The organism is Streptomyces sp. NRRL F-5650, assembly GCF_000721365.1.
GTDB lineage: Bacteria > Actinomycetota > Actinomycetes > Streptomycetales > Streptomycetaceae > Streptomyces > Streptomyces ardesiacus.
In genome coordinates this window covers 20,029-38,569 of record NZ_JOGV01000010.1, presented here as the reverse complement: position 1 = coordinate 38,569, position 18,541 = coordinate 20,029, and the positions used below count along the sequence as shown (strand labels likewise).

The 18,541-nt window shown below is 73.8% G+C and carries 13 protein-coding genes; all 13 read right to left on the bottom strand.

Features of this window, described 5'->3' with window-relative positions:
* The 13 genes from IG88_RS0111805 to IG88_RS0111745 all read right to left on the bottom strand — a co-directional run bounded on the left by IG88_RS0111805 (position 1) and on the right by IG88_RS0111745 (position 18,494).
* A complete protein-coding gene (locus IG88_RS0111805; RefSeq protein WP_031038652.1) occupies positions 1-648 on the bottom strand; it encodes a PIG-L deacetylase family protein in 648 nt (215 codons plus the stop codon).
* Positions 645-1,445 (bottom strand): glucose-1-phosphate cytidylyltransferase, encoded by an 801-nt coding sequence (locus IG88_RS0111800; protein WP_031038649.1) that lies wholly within the window; start codon positions 1,443-1,445, stop codon positions 645-647. Before IG88_RS0111800 ends, IG88_RS0111805 begins: the two co-directional genes overlap by 4 nt.
* Entirely contained in the window at positions 1,442-2,692 is a 1,251-nt protein-coding gene (locus IG88_RS0111795) for a class I SAM-dependent methyltransferase (RefSeq protein WP_031038646.1), read from the bottom strand. Before IG88_RS0111795 ends, IG88_RS0111800 begins: the two co-directional genes overlap by 4 nt.
* A complete protein-coding gene (locus tag IG88_RS0111790; RefSeq protein ID WP_031038641.1) occupies positions 2,689-3,930 on the bottom strand; it encodes a glycosyltransferase in 1,242 nt (413 codons plus the stop codon). The genes IG88_RS0111795 and IG88_RS0111790 overlap by 4 nt, the downstream gene beginning before the upstream one ends.
* A gap of 2 nt (positions 3,931-3,932) precedes the next feature.
* Positions 3,933-5,171: a membrane protein gene (locus tag IG88_RS0111785; RefSeq protein WP_031038637.1), complete on the bottom strand. Its 1,239-nt coding sequence runs from the start codon at positions 5,169-5,171 to the stop codon at positions 3,933-3,935.
* Between the two features lies 1 nt (position 5,172).
* Positions 5,173-6,753: a right-handed parallel beta-helix repeat-containing protein gene (locus IG88_RS0111780; RefSeq protein WP_051851878.1), complete on the bottom strand. Its 1,581-nt coding sequence runs from the start codon at positions 6,751-6,753 to the stop codon at positions 5,173-5,175.
* A gap of 32 nt (positions 6,754-6,785) precedes the next feature.
* A complete protein-coding gene (locus tag IG88_RS0111775; RefSeq protein WP_031038632.1) occupies positions 6,786-8,747 on the bottom strand; it encodes a heparinase II/III family protein in 1,962 nt (653 codons plus the stop codon).
* Complete coding sequence (locus IG88_RS0111770; protein ID WP_031038631.1) at positions 8,744-10,930, bottom strand: bi-domain-containing oxidoreductase; 2,187 nt, start codon at positions 10,928-10,930, stop codon at positions 8,744-8,746. The genes IG88_RS0111775 and IG88_RS0111770 overlap by 4 nt, the downstream gene beginning before the upstream one ends.
* 101 nt (positions 10,931-11,031) lie before the next feature.
* The gene (asnB, locus tag IG88_RS0111765) at positions 11,032-12,966 is read right to left on the bottom strand and encodes an asparagine synthase (glutamine-hydrolyzing) (protein ID WP_031038627.1); all 1,935 of its coding nucleotides are present in this window, start codon (positions 12,964-12,966) and stop codon (positions 11,032-11,034) included.
* A gap of 3 nt (positions 12,967-12,969) precedes the next feature.
* Entirely contained in the window at positions 12,970-14,502 is a 1,533-nt protein-coding gene (locus tag IG88_RS0111760) for a Wzz/FepE/Etk N-terminal domain-containing protein (protein WP_031038624.1), read from the bottom strand.
* Positions 14,499-15,863 carry a Wzz/FepE/Etk N-terminal domain-containing protein gene (locus IG88_RS0111755; protein WP_031038620.1) on the bottom strand — a complete coding sequence of 455 codons (1,365 nt, stop codon included), beginning with the start codon at positions 15,861-15,863 and terminating at the stop codon, positions 14,499-14,501. The genes IG88_RS0111760 and IG88_RS0111755 overlap by 4 nt, the downstream gene beginning before the upstream one ends.
* A complete protein-coding gene (locus IG88_RS0111750) occupies positions 15,860-17,188 on the bottom strand; it encodes a glycosyltransferase family 4 protein (RefSeq protein WP_078861475.1) in 1,329 nt (442 codons plus the stop codon). Before IG88_RS0111750 ends, IG88_RS0111755 begins: the two co-directional genes overlap by 4 nt.
* Positions 17,169-18,494 carry a nucleotide sugar dehydrogenase gene (locus tag IG88_RS0111745; protein ID WP_031038614.1) on the bottom strand — a complete coding sequence of 442 codons (1,326 nt, stop codon included), beginning with the start codon at positions 18,492-18,494 and terminating at the stop codon, positions 17,169-17,171. The genes IG88_RS0111750 and IG88_RS0111745 overlap by 20 nt, the downstream gene beginning before the upstream one ends.
* Positions 18,495-18,541: the final 47 nt, after the last annotated feature.

Here is an 18,541-nt window from a genome sequence, read left to right as displayed (position 1 = left end):
TCAACCCCCCAGGTTGAGAGTGAGTTTGGCGACGTCGAACGCCTCGGCGTAGCGGGCGTGGCACTCGATGCCGCGGATCCGGGCCAGCCCGAGGAAGGCCTCCCGGTCGTACCAGGGACGGTGCCGCTGCGAGGGGTAGTGCTCCTGCAGCAGCCGCACCTTCCGTTCGGCGATCTGCGGCGTCAGCGGCTGGTACGCCGACGGCCGGCCCAGGTCGCCGTCCCACTTGACGATCTCGTAGCGCAGCACGAGATGGTCGCGGAACGCGGTGGTCATCAGCTTCGCCAGACCGCGGTGGTCCTGGTGCGCGTCGTCGGTGCGCGGGGCCAGCACGAGGTCCGGCTCGGTCCGCCCGCGCAGGTCCTCGACGGCGGCCTTGGCCTCCTCCCAGTGCGCCGGCACCCGGCCGTCCGGCAGCTTCAGCACGGTCAGCCGCAGGTCGGCACCCGGGCAGAAGGCGGTGAGCGCGGCCCGCTCCTCCTGCTCCCGGTCGCCGCCACCGCCGGAGAGCACCAGCGCGTCGACGCGCACCCCCGGCCTCGCCTGACAGAGCGTCAGCAGCGTGCCGCCGGCGCCGATGGCGATGTCGTCGCAGTGCGCGCCCACCGCGACGACCCGGTCCGGTCGCCCGGCGCTGAGGTGCCTCACGCGCCCACCCCGGCGGCCGCGCCGTCGTGCTCCCACACGGCCCACGGACGCTCGCCCCGGGCATAGGCGGCGTCGAGCGCGGCCCGCTCCTTCACCGTGTCGGTCGGCTTCCAGAACCCCCGGTGCCGGTGCGCCACCAGCCGTCCGCGCTTGGCCAGTTGGGTGCAGCCGTCGGCGACCAGGTCCCCGTTCTCCGGTATGTGGTCGAAGACCTCCTGGCGGAGCACGAAGTAGCCGCCGTTCTCCCACAGCGGCAGGTCGCTCACCGCCGTGATGCCCCCCACCAGACCGTCCTCACCGAGGTCCACGCAGTGGAAGGAGGACTGCGGCGGCACGACCATCATCGAAGCGCCCGCGTCCCGCCGGGCGAAGGCGTCGATCATCTCGGGCAGCGGTGCGTCGGTGAGCACGTCGGCGTAGTTGGCGAGGAACATCTCGTCGCCGTCCAGGTGGTGCCGCACCCGGCGCAGCCGCTCCCCGATCGGCGACTCGATGCCGGTCTGCGCGAACGTGATCGTCCAGTCGGCTATGTCGGTGGACAGCAGTTCGGTCCGCCCGCCCCGCAGCACGAAGTCGTTGGACGTCGTCTCCTCGTAGTTCAGGAAGAAGTCCTTGATGTGATGGGCCCCGTAGCCCAGGCACAGGATGAACTCCTTGTGCCCGAAGTGCGCGTAGTAGCGCATCACGTGCCAGATCAGCGGCCGCGGGCCCACCATGGCCATCGGTTTGGGCACGTCGTCGGAGGCGCCCTCGCGCATCCGCATCCCGTAACCGCCGCAGAACAGTACGACCTTCATGCTGTGACCTCTTCCGACGCGGCCTCGACGATGCTCAGTTCCGGGATCGGGAAGACCAGCCGGCCGCCCCACTCGTGCACGAAGGAGAGCTGCTCGACCAGTTCGGCCCGCAGGTTCCAGGGCAGGACCAGGACGTAGTCCGGCCGGTCGGCGGCGATCCGCTCGGGCGGCAGGACCGGGACGCGGGTGCCCGGGGTGAACATGCCGTGCTTGTAGGGGTTGCGGTCGACCGTGTACGGGAGCAGGTCGGGCCGGATGCCGCAGTGGTTGAGCAGGGTGTTGCCCTTGCCCGGGGCGCCGTAGCCCACCACCGTCTCGCCCCGCTCGGCCGCCTCGATCAGGAACCGCAGCAGGTCCCGGCGGACCTTGGCCACCCGGGCGGAGAACTCGGTGTACCCGGACAGCTCCCGCAGCCCGGCCGCCTTCTCCCGGGCCAGGACGTCGGCCACCCGCCCGGAGGGCTCCCCGGCGGTCTCGGCCGGCCGCGCCCACAGCCGGATCGAACCCCCGTGCGTGGGCAGCAGCTCGACGTCCACGAGGGCGAGACCGCCGCTGGCCAGCGCCCGGATCGCGGAGGCGACGGTGTAGTACTGGAAGTGCTCGTGGTAGATCGTGTCGTACTGGTTCTCCTCGATCAGCGTCAGCAGGTGCTGCACCTCGATCGAGACCCAGCCGTCGTCGGCGACCAGGGCCCGCAGCCCCTTGGTGAAGCCGATGACGTCCGGGATGTGCGCGTACACGTTGTTGGCCACCACCAGGTCCGCCGGTCCGTGCTCGGCGCGCACCCCCGCGCCGGTGTCCGGGCTCAGGAACTCCGTGAGCGTGGGCACGCCCGCCTCGCGCGCCGCCGCCCCGACGTTCACCGACGGCTCGATGCCCAGGCAGCGGATCCCGCGGTCCACCAGGTGCCTGAGCAGGTACCCGTCGTTGCTCGCCACCTCCACCACGAAAGCGTCGGAGCCGAGGCCCAGCCGCTCCACGGCGCCGGTGACGAACGTCCGCGCGTGCTCCACCCAGGAGGTCGAGTACGACGAGAAGTACGCGTACTGGGTGAACGTCTCCTCCGGCGTGATCAGCGCGGGAATCTGCGCGAGCCAGCAGTCGGTGCACACCCGCAGGTGCAGCGGGTACGCCGGCTCCGGCCGGTCCAGTCGGTCCGCGGCGAGGAAGCTCTCGCACGGCGGTGTCGCTCCCAGATCGACGACGCTCTCCATCGCCGCCGAGCCGCAGAGTCGGCATCGTGTCATCTCCTGCCCCCATCCCCCCTGCCCGCGGGGGTGTCCCCGCCGCGAGCCGTTGCCGGCCGCCCCGCGATCGCGGTGCGGTACCCCTCCAGCAGGCGCTCCAGCCCGACGGCCGGGCTGAAGCCCTGTTCGTAACGGCGCCGGGCCGCCAGGCCCATCCGCCGGTTCCGGCCGGGATCGGCCGTGATCCGGCGCAGGCACGCGGCGAGCGAGGCGGTCCCGCCCGGCCGGTGCAGCAGCCCGGTCACCCCGTCCTCGACCAGCTCGACGAAGGCACCGTGCCCCGCGGCGACGGTCGGAACCCCCGCCGCCATGGCCTCCACGACCACCAGCCCGAACGCCTCCAGCCACGTCGAGGGCGCCACCACGGCCACCGACCGCGCCACCGCCCGACGGCACTGCTCCGGGTCGTACAGGCCGACGTACCGCACGTCCTCCCGGCCCGCCGCCCACGCGCTCACCTCGCGCTCCAGCGGACCCGTCCCGGCGACGACCAGCGGCACCCCCACACCCCCGCCGGCGGCGACCTCGTCCCACGCCGCCATCAGCAGCCGCACACCCTTGGCCTCCGCGAGCCGGCCCAGGTACAGCACGTGCTCGCCCGTGCCCGAGCGGCGGGCCTCCGGGTCGGGCACGAAGTTGTGCTTCACCGCCAGCCGCCCGGCCGGCAGGCCCGCCGCGACCAGGATGTCGCGCTGCGCCGCCGAGATGCAGAAGAACCGCTCCACCCCCGACCACCAGCGCCGCCGGTTGACCGAAAGACTGACCGCGAGCGGCACCGTAGCCAGCCGCGAGTTCCGGTAGCAGCCGTGCCGCACGGCGGGCAGCGGCGTTCCCCCGACGCACTCGGTGCACGGCCGGCCCTCGCGCCGCAGCGTGCCGGGCGGGCAGACCTGCGTGTAGTTGTGCAGCGTGGCGACGGCCGGCACGCCCGCGTCGGCGCAGGCGGCCAGCACCGCGGGCGACAGGAGCGGGAAGACGTTGTGCACGTGCACCACGTCCGGCCGCTCGGCACGCAGCCGGGCCGCCAGCTCCCTGCGGACGGCCGGGTTCCACGGCACCAGGAGAGGCACCGCGGCCTTGCCGGGCAGGGACCGGCCGGCGATGTCGTCACTGCGCCGCTCGAACACCCCGACCCGGTGGCCGGCGCCGCGCAGCAGCTCCACCTCCTGGTCGACGACGTTGTTCTCACCGCTCGGCTGCGCCGAGTTGTAGCGGTTGTGCACCACGAGGACGTGCATGCTCAGGCCACCTCCGAGGTGCGGGCCCAGCGCGGGACGCGGCGCCGAGGGGGTTCGGGGACCGTCGGCAGCACGGCCGGGGCCGGTGCCGGTGCCGCCAGCAGGGAGGCGGCCACGGCCAGGTGCAGCAGGTACGGCGAGGCGTCGCCGAGACCCGCCTCCGTGTACGAGGCGAGGCCGCAGTAGCCGATCAGGAAGATCGCGCAGGCCCTCGCCGGCGACGGCGGACGCAGCAGCGCGACGCCGCCCAGCACGACGAAGACCGCGGCCACCAACGTGACGCCGATCAGGCCCTGTTCGTGGTAGACGGCCAGCCAGCTGTTGTCGATCGGCAGCCCGTCGAACGACTTGTCGCCCAGACCCGTGCCGAACACCTTCTCCCCGGTCGTCCGGGGCGCTGCCAGCAGCGCGTCCCAGACCTTGGCCCGGCCGGTGAGGTTGCTGAAGTTCTCCTCGCTCTGCCCCCGCAGGAACCATCCCCGCAGCGCCGAGGCGAACACCACCGCGGCCACCGCGGCGCACAGCACCGCCCAGGAGAAGAACCGCCGGGCGGCGGCACTGGTCAGGGTGAGCGAGCCGATCGCCAGCGCCAGGCCGACGAGCAGCCCCAGCGTGGCCGTACGGGTGTGGGTCAGCAGCAGCAGGACGAGCGAGGGCACGATCACCAGGGCCGCGCTGCGCCGGTCGGTGCGGCCGCCGAGCAGGAGCAGCACCGACAGCCCGATGACCACCGCGGCGTACTGCCCGATCTGCGGCGGCGTCAGCGGCCACAACGCGCCGACCAGCCGCCCGCCGTACAGGTCCGGCATGGCCGCCCCCGGCGAGACCAGCGCACCGGCGGCCACCGAGCACAGGATGACGAAGTACCACCGGATGTGGTGCCGTACGAACGTCGTCCCGCCGTCCCACCAGCGGCTGAGCAGCCACAGCGTGCCGGCGAAGAGGGCCAGCCGGGTGCAGCGGAACAGGGCGCCGACCCCGGACTGCAGGTCGGCACTGGAGATCACGCTCGGCACCAGCAGCAGGGTGAGCAGGAGCAGGTAGGCGCTGGGACGCACCCGCAGCCGGAGATTGAGCGCGAGCGCCAGCGTGAACGCGAGCGCCAGCGCGCCCATGGTGACCATCTGGATCAGCGAGCGGGGCAGCGGGACGACGGTCTCCGCCCCCGTGGAGCCCAGCGTGTTGACGACCAGCAGCCCCCAGGCGGTCCCGACCAGATTCGGCGTGCGCTCCTCGGCCATCTCAACCACCCTTCCCGGAACGGAAGGTGCTGCCCTCGTCCTGCCGGTAGGGCGCGGCACGCCACGCATCGGAGCCGAGGACCCGGCTCGGGTCGTGGGCGACGAACCGCCAGGGGCCGACGTAGACGTTGTCGTGCCAGCGGTTGTCCTGCAGGAGCGTGACGGCCTTCGCCACCTGCTCGCCCCGGTACGGGGACCAGTCGGGGTAGGTGCCGTAGTTGGCCAGCAGCGCCATGCGGTCGCAGTTCTCCGTGCACCCGACGACGGACTTGTCCAGCACGAAGCGGTTGTCGTGGATGTCCACCCGCTGGGTCTTCCACCGGCAGTCCGCGTACAGGGGCGCCTTGGCGATCCCCGGCCGCGCGCAGCGGCCGGTGTCCTCGACCAGCAGCGTGCAGTCACCGGACGAGGTGTTGGCCGGGCTGTTGCAGAACCGGTCGGCGTTCTCCCACAGGGTGATCCCGGACCAGTTGTCCTCCAGGACGTTCCGGTAGATCTCGATCCGGTCGGTGCGGGCCTCGACCCGCGGTTCGCCGCCGGACTCGGAGAGGTAGACGGTCGCGTAGGGGAAGGAGTCGCCGCCGCCGGAGTTCTCGCGGCCCTCCACCCAGTTGTTGCGCCGGATCGTGTTGTTCCGGACGACCGCGTTGTAGCTGGTCTCGTAGATCAGCGCGGCGCCGTCGTTGGACTCCAGTACGTTGTCCTCGACGAGGAAGTCGTTGTTGTTGGTGTCCGCCCACAGGCCGGTCCCGCGGTTGTCGTGCACCCAGTTGCCCCGCACGTCGGCGCCCTGGACGGCCCAGAACTTGACGCCGCCCGTGCAGCCGCAGCCCGGCCGCCTGCGCTCCCAGTCGCCGGTGTTGTTGCCGGTGATCTCGTTGCCCTCGACCACCAGGCCGTTGATGACGCCGTCGCCCTTGTACGCGTTCATGCCGTACTGGCCGTTGCCGCGCAGGCAACTGGCGCGGACCTCCTGCCGGTCGCCGGCCATGAGCCCCGCGCCGGAGTTGTTCTGGATCGTGGCGTGCTCGATCACCCAGCCGTCGGCGGAGTCGTGGTTGACCACGCCCTCGTCGTGCGGCGCGGCGAAGCCCTGCACCGTGAGGTGGCTGAGGGTGACGTCGCGCGCGGTGCCGCCGAACGCGTACTGGTTGGTCCCGCGGCCGTCGAGCACCGCGCCCGGCGCGCCGACGTACCGGTTCCCCTCCTTGGGGACGACCTGCGAGAAGCGGTCGGAATCGAGGCGGTGCCTGCCCGGCATGAGCCAGAAGGTCGTGTGCGCGGGGCTGTTGCGGGTCTTGGCGGCCAGGTCGCCGACGACCCCCGGGTCGACGGTCACCGCTCCCTCCGGTGCCCGGGCCGGACCCGGCTCCGGCCTCGCGCACACCCGGGCCGCGGACTTCGCGCCGGACTCCGCGCCGGTCGAGGAGGGGGACGCGGAAGGCTTCGGGGCGGGGCCGTCGTCCGGCGCGCTGTCGCAGCCGGTCGCCGGCAGTGCCAGTGCGAGGGCCAGGGCGAGGGCCGGGGCCCGCGTCGTCCGCACCGCGGCCCGCCGTGTCCGGCCGCGCCACGTGATCCCCATGTGTCTTCCCCCCTTCCTGTTCCTGGTTCCTGCTACTGGCCGCGAAACGTGAGCACGGTCGTGAACTGCCGTGCGGCGTCGGTGAATCCGGTGCCGACCAGCGTGGTGGCGGGCTGCTTGCGTCCGAAGCCGGGGGAGTACCAGCCCAGCGGCGGGCCGGTCTCCCCGCGGTGCGCCCGCCAGGACAGCCCGGCCGGCAGGTCGAGCACCGCCGAGCGCTCGAGCCCGTCCCGGGACCAGGTGAGCAGCGCGCGGTTGCCCGCCAGGGCGGCGGAGACGGCCGGGCCGAGGTGGAACGCCAGCCGTACGGCCCGGCGCGGGCCGCTCACCTCGTCCACCACCCGCAGCTCACGGCTCGCGGCCGTCAGCTCCACCCGGCGGCGGTGCGTGGAGGGTCCGTACCCGTCGTGCTCGGCGCACCAGCGCGAGACTCCTTCCCCGGAGGCGTCCACGGCCAGGACGCGGCTGCGGGCGTGCCGGGTCCACAGGAACGGGCCGCCCGAGCCGGACTGGTCGGCGCCGTCCAGCTCCAGCGTGTTGTGGCCGAGGGTCGAGCGGAAGTACCGCCGCCACTCGGGCTGCCCGTGGTAGCAGTACGTCCCCGGGTCGGCGAGCACGTCGACGCCCTCGTGCCGCACCTCCACCGACAGCGCGTCCGCGTGGGCGTGCGCGGCGATGGACAGGAAGCCGTGCGGCCCGCCGTCGCAGCGGCACCAGATCCCCGCGGGCCCGCGCAGGACGGTGAGTCCCGCGTCCGCGAAGTGGGCCGGGCGGCTCTCCGGCCGGGCCACGGCCGGGCCCGTCCCCTCCTTCGCGTACGGCTGGAGCAGCGCGGCCAGCAGCGGGGTGCGCACGTCGGTGCCGGTCACCTGCGGCCACCAGGGCAGTGCGCCGAACACGGCGTCCCCGGTGGCCAGCAGCGAGGCCCAGCGGTCGGTGCCGGCGCCGTCCACCACCAGTCCGTGGCCGTCGTCCGCGTCCCCCTGGCGCGGCGGCCGGAGCCGGTCGTCCACGACGGCGGCGAGCGCGTCGGTCATCCGCAGCAGCACCAGCCGGACGGTCCGCGGGACCGGCACCCCGGCGGCGTCCGCCTCCGCCACCGCGGCCAGACCGAGTTCCAGCACCAGCCCGTGGTACTCGGTGGCCAGCTCGCGGTTGAGGCCGGAGGGGAAGGTGTTGGCGCGCAGATGCCGCTCCAGGGACCGCAGCGCCTCCTCCCGCCAGCGTGCCGAGGAAGGGAACCAGCCGAAGGCGCAGGCGGCCGCGAGCTGCCCGGCGGACTCGGCGACGACGTGGTTGTTGGCCGACGAGCCCCGGCTGGGGAAGGCGGCCAGCCAGCGCTGGTGGTGCCAGATCTGCCCGCGTGCCACCGGGTTGCCCTCGAACAGCGCGGCGGCGCCCTCCCAGCCGTCGAGCAGCCGGCGGACCCACACCCAGGACAGCAGCCGGATGCCCAGCTCGATGCCGCTGATCCAGTGCACCCCGCGCAGCGGCGGGTTGGCCGACCACCACGACCGCAGATGCCCGGCCACACGCTCGGCGTACCGCTCGTCGCCGGTGAGCGCGTAGGCGGCGGCGAGCACCGTGAGGTACTGGTGCCGGGACGGCTCCCAGATCTGCTTGATGTCCCCGGCCGCCTCCTCGTCGCGGTACGGCACGTCGAAGGCGTAACCCCCCGGCGCGCGGCGCCCGGTCTTCGGGTCGTACCACCAGTCCGGGTCGGCCAGGTCCTCGCGCGGCACGCCGAAGTACTCGACGTGCCCGGCCATCAGCCGGTCCGCCTCGGCGACCAGACGCTTGGCGGCGTCCGGAGCCACCGCGGCGAGCGCGCGGTCGGGCAGTACGGCGGTGAACCGGGCGCCCGCCACGGCCGGGGCGAGGGGCGGCGCCGACCGCCACCGGCGCCGGCGCAGCGTGTCGCCCACCCGTCCGCCGACCTCGCGCGGCCCCATCCGGGACAGCCGCCGCAGGTACCAGCCCGTGCCCGGGGTCACGGCGCCTCCGCCAGGGTCACCGGAGCGCCGGCGGTCAGCGAGGCCCCCACGGCGAACGTGGCGGCCGTGGTGGCGGCCAGCGACCCGAGCGGCACCGGCATCGGGCCGCCGGTGCGCACCGCCCTGACGAACGCGGCCAGTTCGGCCGACTGGCCCTTGTCCCGGGCCTTGGGCAGCCGCGAACTGACCCACCGTTTGCGGCCGTCGTAGACCGAGGCCCGGACGAAGTCGTCGAGCTGCAGCACCTTGCCGTCGGCGACCAGGTCCAGCGTCTCCTTGGGGAAGCCGGCCGCCCCCGTGGTCACGTAACTGATCGTGGCGGTGGACCCGTCCGGGTATCCGAGCACGACCTGGAGGTCCTCGTTGCCCGAGGCGGCGAGGGCGTACACCGACACCGGGTCGGCGCCCAGCAGCCAGCTCGCCGTGTCGACGAAGTGCCCGCCCTCACCCGCGAACCGCGAGCCCTCGGTGTCCTGGCGCAGGTACCAGCTCCCGCGGTCGAGACGCCCCGCGTTGACCAGGTAGCGCAGGCTCGCCGGGCCGGTGCGGGCGCCGAGCCGTTCGCGGGCCTCCCGCAGCAGCGGCGCGAACCGGCGGTTGAAGCCCACCTGCAACCGGTCGTTGCCGGACTCCTCCACCGCCGCGAGCACCCCGGCCAGCTCCTCCCCGGTGAGCGCCAGCGGCTTCTCCACGAACACCGCCTTGCCGGCCCGCAGCGCCTTCCGGGTCAGGTCCGCGTGCGAGCTGTGCCGGGTGACCACGAACACCGCGTCGACGGACTCGTCGCCGAGCACCGCGTCGAGGTCGGTGGTCGCCGCGGCGAAGCCGAACTTGCGCTGCGCGTTGGCCGCGGACAGCGCCGTGGTGGTGACGACCGCCGACAGCTCGACGCCCTCGCGGCCGGCCAGGTGCGGCAGCAGCATCGAACTCGCGTAGTTCCCCGCGCCGACGAAGGCCAGCCGCACCGGCGTCCTCGCCGCCCGTGCCGGGCCCCGCCGCTCGGGCACGGCGGGCACGGTCACCGCCGGGGTCCGGGCCGCGCCGTGCTCCCCGTCGGCCTGCCCCGGGTACCGGAAGAGCACGGCCACGGCCTTCAGCTCGCCGTCCTCCAGGCGCCGGTAGGTCTCCACGGCGTCGTGGAAGGCGGCCGTGTGGGAGATCAGCGGCCCCACGTCGACCCGGCCCCGGGCGACGAGGTCGAGGAAGCAGGCCAGGTTGCGGCGCTCGGTCCAGCGCACGTACCCGATCGGATAGTCCCGTCCCTCCAGCTCGTACGCCGGGTCGTAGCGCCCGGGGCCGTAGGAGCGGGAGAACCGGACGTCGAGCTCCTTCTCGTAGTACGCGTTCCAGGGCAGGTCCAGGCGGCACTTGCCGATGTCGACGACCCGGCCCCGGTCCCGGCACAGCCGCGCGGCCAGCTCGACGGGCTGGTTGCTGCCGCCGCCGGCGGCCAGGTACACCTGGTCCACGCCGTGGCCGTCGGTCAGCTCGGCCACCGCGCTCTCCACGGCCGGGGAAGCCGGGTCGCCGCAGGCCGCCGCGCCCAGGCGCTCGGCCAGTTCGCAGCGCGCCGGGTCGGGGTCGGCCCCCACCACCCGGACACCCGAGGCGGCCAGCAACTGCACCACCAACTGCCCGATCAGCCCCAGCCCGACGACCAGCGCCACCTCGCCCAGGCGCGACTCGCCCTGGCGCACCCCCTGCAACGCGATCGAACCGACGGTCCCGAAGGCCGCGTCCCGCGGCGCCAGTCCGTCCGGCACCGGGGCGTAGAGGTTCTTGGGCACCCAGTTCACCTCGGCGTGCAACGCGTGCTCGTTGCCCGCGCAGGCCACGAGGTCGCCCACCTTCACGTCGTCGATCCCGGCGGCGACCTGCTCGACCACCCCGCACAGCGAATAGCCGAGCGGTGTGTACGAGTCGAGCTTGCCCATCACCTTGCGGTAGGTCGCCGGAACCCCGTTGGTGGCCACGCTCTGCACCACCTTGGCCACCTGGTCCGGCCGGGAACGGGCCTTGCCCAGCATCGACATGCCGGCCTCGGACACCTTCATCAGCTCGGTGCCGGTGGAGATCAGCGAGTAGGCGGTCCGCACCAGCACCCCGCCCGGCTTGCAGCCGGGCACCGGCACGTCGAGCAGCGCCAGCTCGCCGCTCTTGTAGTTCTGCACTACCTGTTTCACCCGAAGTCCTCTTGTCTCTGTGCCCGTTGTCTCTGTGCCGGTCGTCTCTGTGCCGGTCGTCCGTGCCGTTGTCTGTCCTGCGGTCCTCGTGCCGGGAGGCCCTACACCGTCGGTGAAGCGGCCGGGACGGCCCCGGAGGCCGCGCCGCGGTACCAGTACTCCAGGGTCAGTACGTGCCACAGGTGCTTGGAGAAGTCCCGCTGCCCGGCGGCGTCCTCGGCCACCATCCGGCGCAGCGCGTCGCGGCGCAGGAACCCGGACCGGACGAGTTCGCCGTCGTTGACCACCTCGCGCACCAGCGGTGCCAGGTCCCGGCTCATCCAGGCCCGCAGCGGGGCGCTGAACAGGCCCTTGGGCCGGTACACGATCTCCCGGGGCAGGACCGAGGCGGCCGCCTCCTTGAGGGCGGCCTTGCCCTGCCGTCCGACGATCTTGCGGTCCCCGGGCACCGCGAACGCCGCCCGCACCACCTCGACGTCCACGAACGGCACCCGCACCTCGGTCGACGCGGCCATGCTGGAGCGGTCCGTGTAGGCGAGGTTGAGGCCCGGCAGGAACATCCGGGCGTCGCCCAGGCACATGCGGTTCACGAAGTCGTCGAGGCCGTTGTCCCCGTAGACGTCCGCGTGCTCGCCCAGCACGTCGTCGACCGTCCCCGCCAGGTCCGGGTCGATCAGGCCGAGCAGCTCCTGCCGGTCGTACATGGTGTAACTGCGCCGGAACGCGGTCTCCTCCGGCAGGTCGGCGAAGGACAGGAACCGCTTGGCGAAGCGCACCGACCTCAGCCCCCGGCGGCTCGTCGCGACCGGCAGCCGGTCCACGGCCGCGGACACCCCGCGCCGCAACGGCCGCGGGACGCGCTGGTAGCGCAGCGCCAGCAGGTTGGCCAGGTGCTTGCGGTACCCGGCGAACAGCTCGTCGGCGCCCATCCCCGAGAGCATCACCTTGACCCCGGCCTCGCGGGCGGCCGAGCAGATCAGGAAGGTGTTGATGGCGGCCGGGTCGCCGATCGGCTCGTCCAGGTGGTACGTCATCCGCGGCAGCAGCTCGAGCACGTCCGGGGCGATCTCGATCTCGTGCAGGTCGACGCCGAACCGCGCGGCCACGTGCCGGGCGTGGCGCAGGTCGTCCGGCATCGCCTCGAACCGGGCGTCCTCGGCGCGGAAGCCGATCGTGTAGGCGGAGATCCCCGGCCGGTGACGGGCCGCCAGCGCGGTCAGGTAGCTGGAGTCGAGCCCCCCGGACAGGAAGGTCGCCACCGGCACGTCGGCCAGCAGGTGGCCGCGGGTCGACTCCTCGACGACGGCGGCCAGGTCCGGCCGCTCGCCCGCGCGGGCCCGCTCCTGGCCCTCGGCGGCGACGTCCTTCAGGTTCCAGTACCGGCCGCGCTCCACCCGGCCGTCGGGCCGGCACCGCAGCCAGCTTCCCGGCGGCAGCTTCTCCGCCTCGCGGTACGCGCACCGCGAGTCCGGCACCCAGTAGTACAGCAGCGAGGCCACCAGCGCCGCGTGGTCCACCTCCAGCTTCCCGCCGGTCACCGCGGCGAGCGCCTTCAGCTCGGAGGCGAAGACCAGACCCCCGCCGCGCCGCAGCAGGAACAGCGGCTTGACGCCGAGCTGGTCGCGGGCGAGCACCAGTTCACCGGTGCGCTCGTCGAACACGGCGAAGGCGAACATGCCGCGCAGCCGCGGCAGGCAGTCCGTGCCCCAGCGCCGCCATGCCTCCAGCACCACCTCGGTGTCGGAGGTGCCGCGGAAGCGCACCCCGGCGGCCTCCAGTTCGCCGCGGAGCCGGGGCGCGTTGTACAGCTCGCCGTTGTACGTCAGGGCGAGGCCGTCCGACACCATCGGCTGGGCGCCGGTGCCGGACAGGTCGACGATCGCCAGTCGGCGGTGCCCCAGGTGCACCTCGCCGTCCCCGGCGGGGTGGCTGTAGCGGCCCGCCCCGTCCGGACCGCGGTGCGCGAGCACGTCGGTGAGCCGCTCGGTCACGGCCTTCCCGTCCGGCCAGTGGAACGTCCCTGCGATGCCACACATGCGCTACCGCACCTCCTGGTCGCTGTCCGGGACCCGCACGGCCGGCACCGACGGCCGCTCCACCCTCGGCCGTCCCGCCCCGTTGTGCCGCTTCGGCCGTTCGCCCGGTCCGCGCGGCGCGAGGCGCGGGCCGTCCCACAGGGTGCCGTCGGTCCGGTCGCGCGGATCGGGGTCGATCAGCACCACGCCGGTCACCTCGACGCGCTGGTCCGCGAGCTGCCTGGCCACCGTGTGCAGCCAAGCGGTGCTGCCGTGCCCGGCCCGTACGACGAGTACCGTCCGGCTGCCGAGGTGGTGCAGGTCCGTCCACGCCGTGCCCGGCCCGACCGAGCCGACGCCGATGCGGCGCCCCCGCGGCGGCTCGTCCGCGGTGCCGTCACCGCTGAGCACGGCCGGCCCCGCCGGGGACCTGCGCCGCGCGTCGGCCAGTTCCGTGCCGGGCAGGCCGTCGACGACGGCCACGGGCCCGTCCGCCTCCAGCGCCGCGGCGAGGTCCAGCGCGATCACGGCGGCGGCCCGCGCACACCCCAGTTCCAGCAGGGACACCGGTTCCGGGGAGCGGCGCACGACACGGGCAAGGGTGGTGGTGAGCCGTTCGCGTGCCGCACGGGAGCGTCGGCGCTGCCACCGCCCCGCCGTCCGGCGGGGTGCGCGGCGCAGCTCCGTGAGGACCGAGGCCCCCAGGTGCGCCGCGATCTCCCGGCGCAGCACGGGGCGGTCCGCCACCACCGAGCCGACCGCGGCCAGGGTCAGCCCGGCGACGAGGCCGAGGACCAGCCCGATCGCGGCGTCGGTGGCCACCGCCCTGGGCAGCGAGTGCCGTACCGCGTGCGGGGCGTCCACGATCTGCGTGCCGGCGACGACCTCGGGCGTGCCGGTGCGCGCCTCCGCGGCCCGCTGGTCGAACTCGGCGATCCGCGAGTCCAGTTCGGCCCGGCGGGCGTAGAGCGACTCGATGCTCGCCGACGCCTTCGGGTCGTCGTCCGGCGAACGGTCCCCGATCGCCTTGTTGACCTGGGCGAGCTCCTTGCGCATGCGGTCGCGCTGGTCGAGCAGGGACTCGGCCTCGGCGTCGGCGGACTTCCGCATCCGCCGCACGTGGTCCGCGACGAACGCGTCGGCCAGCGCCTTGGCCCGGGCCACCGCCTCGGCGTCGCTGTCGCCCGTGACGTCGATCCGCATCAGGTTGTTGGTCAGTCCGGTGCCCCGGTAGTCCTTCATGAAGTCCTCCGGGTCCTGACCGGAGCCGAGCGCGCGCAGGGCCTGCCCGGCGATCCGGGTGGTGGCGAGCAGTTCGACATCGGTGCTGATCAGCGTGCCGGTGTCGTTGGGCTGGTCCTCCTTGTGCGCGACCAGCACCTTGGTCACCGCGGCCGGCCGGGGCGGCAGCAGCACCGCCACGGCGGCACCGGCCAGCAGCCCCAGCAGGGCCAGGGCGCCCCACAGCCGGCGCCGCCTGCGCACCGCCACCACCAGTGCCTGCAGGTCGAGCAGGGGAGCCGAGGCCGAGGACTGCGCGTCCGTGGACGTCGTCATGCGGAGCCTCCCGTCGCGTGCTCGTGCACGGCGGCCACCGCGGCGGCGGGCTCCGCAGGACCGCCGGCCCCCGACGAACGGGCCCGGACGGCACCGGCCACCACGACGCCGACGACCTCGTGGCCGCCGTCCGCGCACGCCTCGGCCACCCCGGCGAGTTCCTCGGCCGTCCGGACACCCGCGCTGAGCACGACCAGGGCACCGGACTCGGTGTCGCGGTCCGGCACCAGCGGCCGGGACACCCGCACCTCCACCACCCGCAGCAGCGGATCGCCCTCCGTCTCGGCCGCGAGCTGCCCGGCTGCCCGGCGGGCGACCTCGTCGTCGTCCGGTACGACGACCAGCAGCCGGCGCGCGTCCGGCACCCGGTCCCGCAGCCGGGCGCACACCCGCCGGTAGCGGATCCGCCGCGCCGCCTCGCCGCCGGACGACCGCGGGGCGGGCAGGTCCCACCGCGTGTCGGTGCCGAGCAGCCGCCGGAGGCGGTCCCGCATACCGCGCGCCTTCGGGCGGAGCGCCCGCCGCTGCCCGGGGACGTCGACGCTTCCCAGCAGCGCCGAGCCCAGCGCCGCGGCGATCTCCGGCTCGGAGCGCGGGCGCCGGTTCACCCGGGCGGCGGCGAGATGCCCGGCGACGGCGAGCACGAAGAACAGCAGCGCCCCGCCGCCCATGAGCTGCCACCGGGTCGGGGGCGCCTCACCGCCCGGCCGGGGGGCCGCACCCATGACGACCGGACCGGCCTTGCTCGTCGAGGGGTCGGTCTCCTCGAGCTTCTGCATGGCCTCCTGCAGCGCGGAGCGCAGCTTCTCCAGCTCGGTGCGGGCCTGCACGCTCTCCACGGTCCGCCCGGGGTCGGCCGCGTCGGCCAGGTCGGTGATGCGCTGGCTGGTCCGCGTCACCTGCTGCCGCAGTGCCTCGGGGCCCGTCGCACCGCCGGCCCCGGTGGTGCCGCCCGCGATCTGCGCCGCGTACGTCACGAACTGCTGGGCCATCTCGTCGGAGAGGCGCTGAGCGCGCCCGGGGGTCTCGGCCGTTCCGGAGATCTTGACGACGTTGCCGTCGGAGATCCTGGCGCTCACCCGCTCGCGCAGCTCCTGGCTGCCGACGCCGCTCCAGCGGAGCGTGTCCGCCGTCCTGTCGAGCACCGACGAACTGGTCGCGACCGCCACCTGGGTGCGCAGCTCGCGCTCCTCCCACTGCCCCGGCAGCAGGACGGAGGCCGTCGCCGTGTACCGCGGCGGGAACAGCACCGAGACGCCGTAGCCGACGAGGGCGCCCAGCACGACGAGGACGGCGAGCAGCCGTCGCCGCCGGCGGAGAATCCGCCCGACCGTGACCAGGCGTATCGTGTCATCACTCAACGGCGCTGCCTTCTCCCCGCTTCGATCCCCGTACGGCAGGCCGCGGCGTACGCGGCGAGCAGCGACGCCTGCGAGTTGCGCCAGGCGAGTGGTCCGTTGACCCGCTCCTCGCCGATCTTTCCCATCCGTGCCCGCTTCTCCGGGTCGTCCAGCAACTCGGCGACGAGACGGGCGAATTCGCGCTCGTCGTCGGCGGCCGCGTAGAGGGCGGCGTCACCGGCGGAGACCCGCGCCTCGCGCAGGTCGAACGAGACGATCGGCCGGCCCATCGCCATGTACTCCAGGACCTTGTTCATGGTCGACACGTCGTTGAGCGGATTGCGCGGGTCCGGGGACAGGCACACGTCCGCGGTGGACAGGTAGCGCACCAGGTCGGCGTCCGGGACGCGTCCGGTGAACTGCACCTGATCGGCGAGCCCCAGCGACCGGGACAGCTCCACCATCGCGTCGAAGGCGTCGCCGGAGCCGACGAAGACCGCGTGCCAGTCCTCGCGCCCCAGTTCGTCGCGCAGCTTCGCCAGGGCCCGCAGGGCGTAGTCGACGCCGTCCTGGGGGCCCATGACACCCAGGTAGCACAGCAGATGGGGTTTGCCCCGCTTCAACTCCGGCTCGGGCGGCACCTGTTGGAACCGGTCGGTGGCGGGCGCGCTGCGCACCACGAACACGTCCTCGGGCCGCCGGCCGCCCCGGCGGACCGCGACGTCCTTGTAGCTCTCGTTCGTGGCGAGCACGACGTCCGCGCTCCGGTAGGTCAGCCGTTCCAGCGCGCACACGGCGCGGTACAGCAGGTCCTTGCCGCGGCCGAACCGGGAGAGGTACAGCTCGGGAATCAGGTCGTGCTGGTCGAAGACGAACCGGGCGCCGCGCCGCTTGAGCCACAGGGCCGGCAGGAACAGCAGGTCGGGCGGGTTGCAGGCGTGGACCACGTGCACCGGTCCGACCCTGCGGGCCAGCCGGGCCGTGTGCCACAGCGCCGTCCCGTACTCGCGCAGGTAGCCGGCCGGTCCTCCGGTGGCCGCGCGCAACGGGTAGCGGTGGATGCGCACCCCGTCGATCTCCGTCTCCGCCTCCGTGTCCCGCCCGCTCCCCCGGGGGCAGATGACGTCCACCGTCCAGCCCGCGTCGCGCAGGGTGGTGCACTCCTGCCACACCCGCCGGTCGAAGGGCACCGACAGGTTCTCCACCAGGATCAGCGCACGCCGCCCCGGCCGGACGCCGGCACCGCCGCCGTGCGGCACGGCACCGGCACCGGAGTCCGCGTCACCGGCGGTGGCGCCGCCGGGCGCCGCGTCACCTGACGCCGAGTCACCAAGCAAGGCCCACATACCCCGGTTCGGCCCGGCGCGCGTCGGCGTCGGGAAGGCGGACGAGGTCGATCAGCAGCGGGTCGCCGCCGTGGGGGAGCGCCGACAGGACGGCCGGGTCCCGGGTGCCCACCAGGCACACCTCGGCGTGGTCGAGGACCTCGTCGACGGAGTCCGCGAGCAGTTGCGCGAGGTGCGGCAGCCGGGTCTCGACGTACTCGCGGTTCGCACCGAGCAGCCGGGACAGGCTCACGTTGGCGTCGTGGATCCTGAGGTCGTAGCCCTTGCCGAAGAGCCGCTCCGCCAGCTCGACGAGCGGGCTCTCGCGCAGGTCGTCGGTGCCGGGCTTGAAGGAGAGCCCGAACAGCCCCACCCGGCGCTTCCCGGCGCGCTCCACCAGGTCCACCGCGCGCTCCAGGTGCGCGGAGTTGGAGGGCAGCACGTGCGAGAGGATGGGCACCGACACGTCGGCCCGCTGGGCGGCGTGGACCAGGCTGCGCAGGTCCTTGGGCAGGCAGGAACCGCCGAAGGCGAAGCCGGGCCGCAGGTAGGCGGGGCTGATGTTCAGCTTGCGGTCGGCCAGGAACACGTCCATCACCTGGTGCGAGTCCACCCCGAGCGCCTGGCACACCGCGCCCAGCTCGTTGGCGAAGCCGATCTTGAGGCCGTGGAAGGCGTTGTCCGCGTACTTGATCGCCTCGGCCGTCGCCACCGGCACCCGGAACACCTCGCCGGGCAGGTCCTCGTACAGCCTCAGCACCGCGTCGCCGCTGGCCGGGTCGAGTTCGCCGACGACGGTCTTGGGCGGGTCGAAGAAGTCGCGCACGCTGGTGCCCTCGCGCAGGAACTCCGGGTTGACCGCGACTCCGAAGTCGACCCCGGCGGTCCCGCCGACGTACTTCTCCAGGATCGGTATCAGCAGGTTGGTGCAGGTGCCGGGGAGCATGGTGCTGCGGAACACCACGGTGTGCCGCCCGCCGCGCCCGGCACGCTCCGCCAGCGCGGTGCCGATCTCCTCGGTGACCCGCTCCAGGTACGTGGTGCACAGGCTGCCGTTGGGCTCGGACGGCGTGCCCACGCAGACCAGGGACACCTCGCTCTCCATGATCGCCTCGCGGACGTCACGGGTGGCGCGCAGCGCTCCGCCGCCCACGACCTCGGAGACCAGTTCGCCGATCCGCTCCTCGACCACCGGGGCCCTGCCGTCGTTGACCAGGTCGACCTTCACCTGGTTCACGTCGACCCCGATGACCTCGTGCCCCTTGCCGGCCAGGCACGCGGCCGACACGCAGCCCACGTAACCCAGGCCGAAAACACTGACCCTCATGACCCGTTCCTCCCCCCAGGCAGGCCCTGACGGCCTGCGGTCCGCGC

Bases quoted from the DNA above. Each gene is read 5' to 3' on its own strand.
- IG88_RS0111800 (WP_031038649.1), bottom strand. From the start codon at position 1,445: ATGAAGGTCGTACTGTTCTGCGGCGGTTACGGGATGCGGATGCGCGAG.
- IG88_RS0111795 (WP_031038646.1), bottom strand. From the start codon at position 2,692: ATGACACGATGCCGACTCTGCGGCTCGGCGGCGATGGAGAGCGTCGTC.
- IG88_RS0111790 (WP_031038641.1), bottom strand. From the start codon at position 3,930: ATGCACGTCCTCGTGGTGCACAACCGCTACAACTCGGCGCAGCCGAGC.
- IG88_RS0111785 (WP_031038637.1), bottom strand. From the start codon at position 5,171: ATGGCCGAGGAGCGCACGCCGAATCTGGTCGGGACCGCCTGGGGGCTG.
- IG88_RS0111780 (WP_051851878.1), bottom strand. From the start codon at position 6,753: ATGGGGATCACGTGGCGCGGCCGGACACGGCGGGCCGCGGTGCGGACG.
- asnB (WP_031038627.1), bottom strand. From the start codon at position 12,966: ATGTGTGGCATCGCAGGGACGTTCCACTGGCCGGACGGGAAGGCCGTG.
- IG88_RS0111760 (WP_031038624.1), bottom strand. From the start codon at position 14,502: ATGACGACGTCCACGGACGCGCAGTCCTCGGCCTCGGCTCCCCTGCTC.
- IG88_RS0111750 (WP_078861475.1), bottom strand. From the start codon at position 17,188: ATGTGGGCCTTGCTTGGTGACTCGGCGTCAGGTGACGCGGCGCCCGGC.
- IG88_RS0111745 (WP_031038614.1), bottom strand. From the start codon at position 18,494: ATGAGGGTCAGTGTTTTCGGCCTGGGTTACGTGGGCTGCGTGTCGGCC.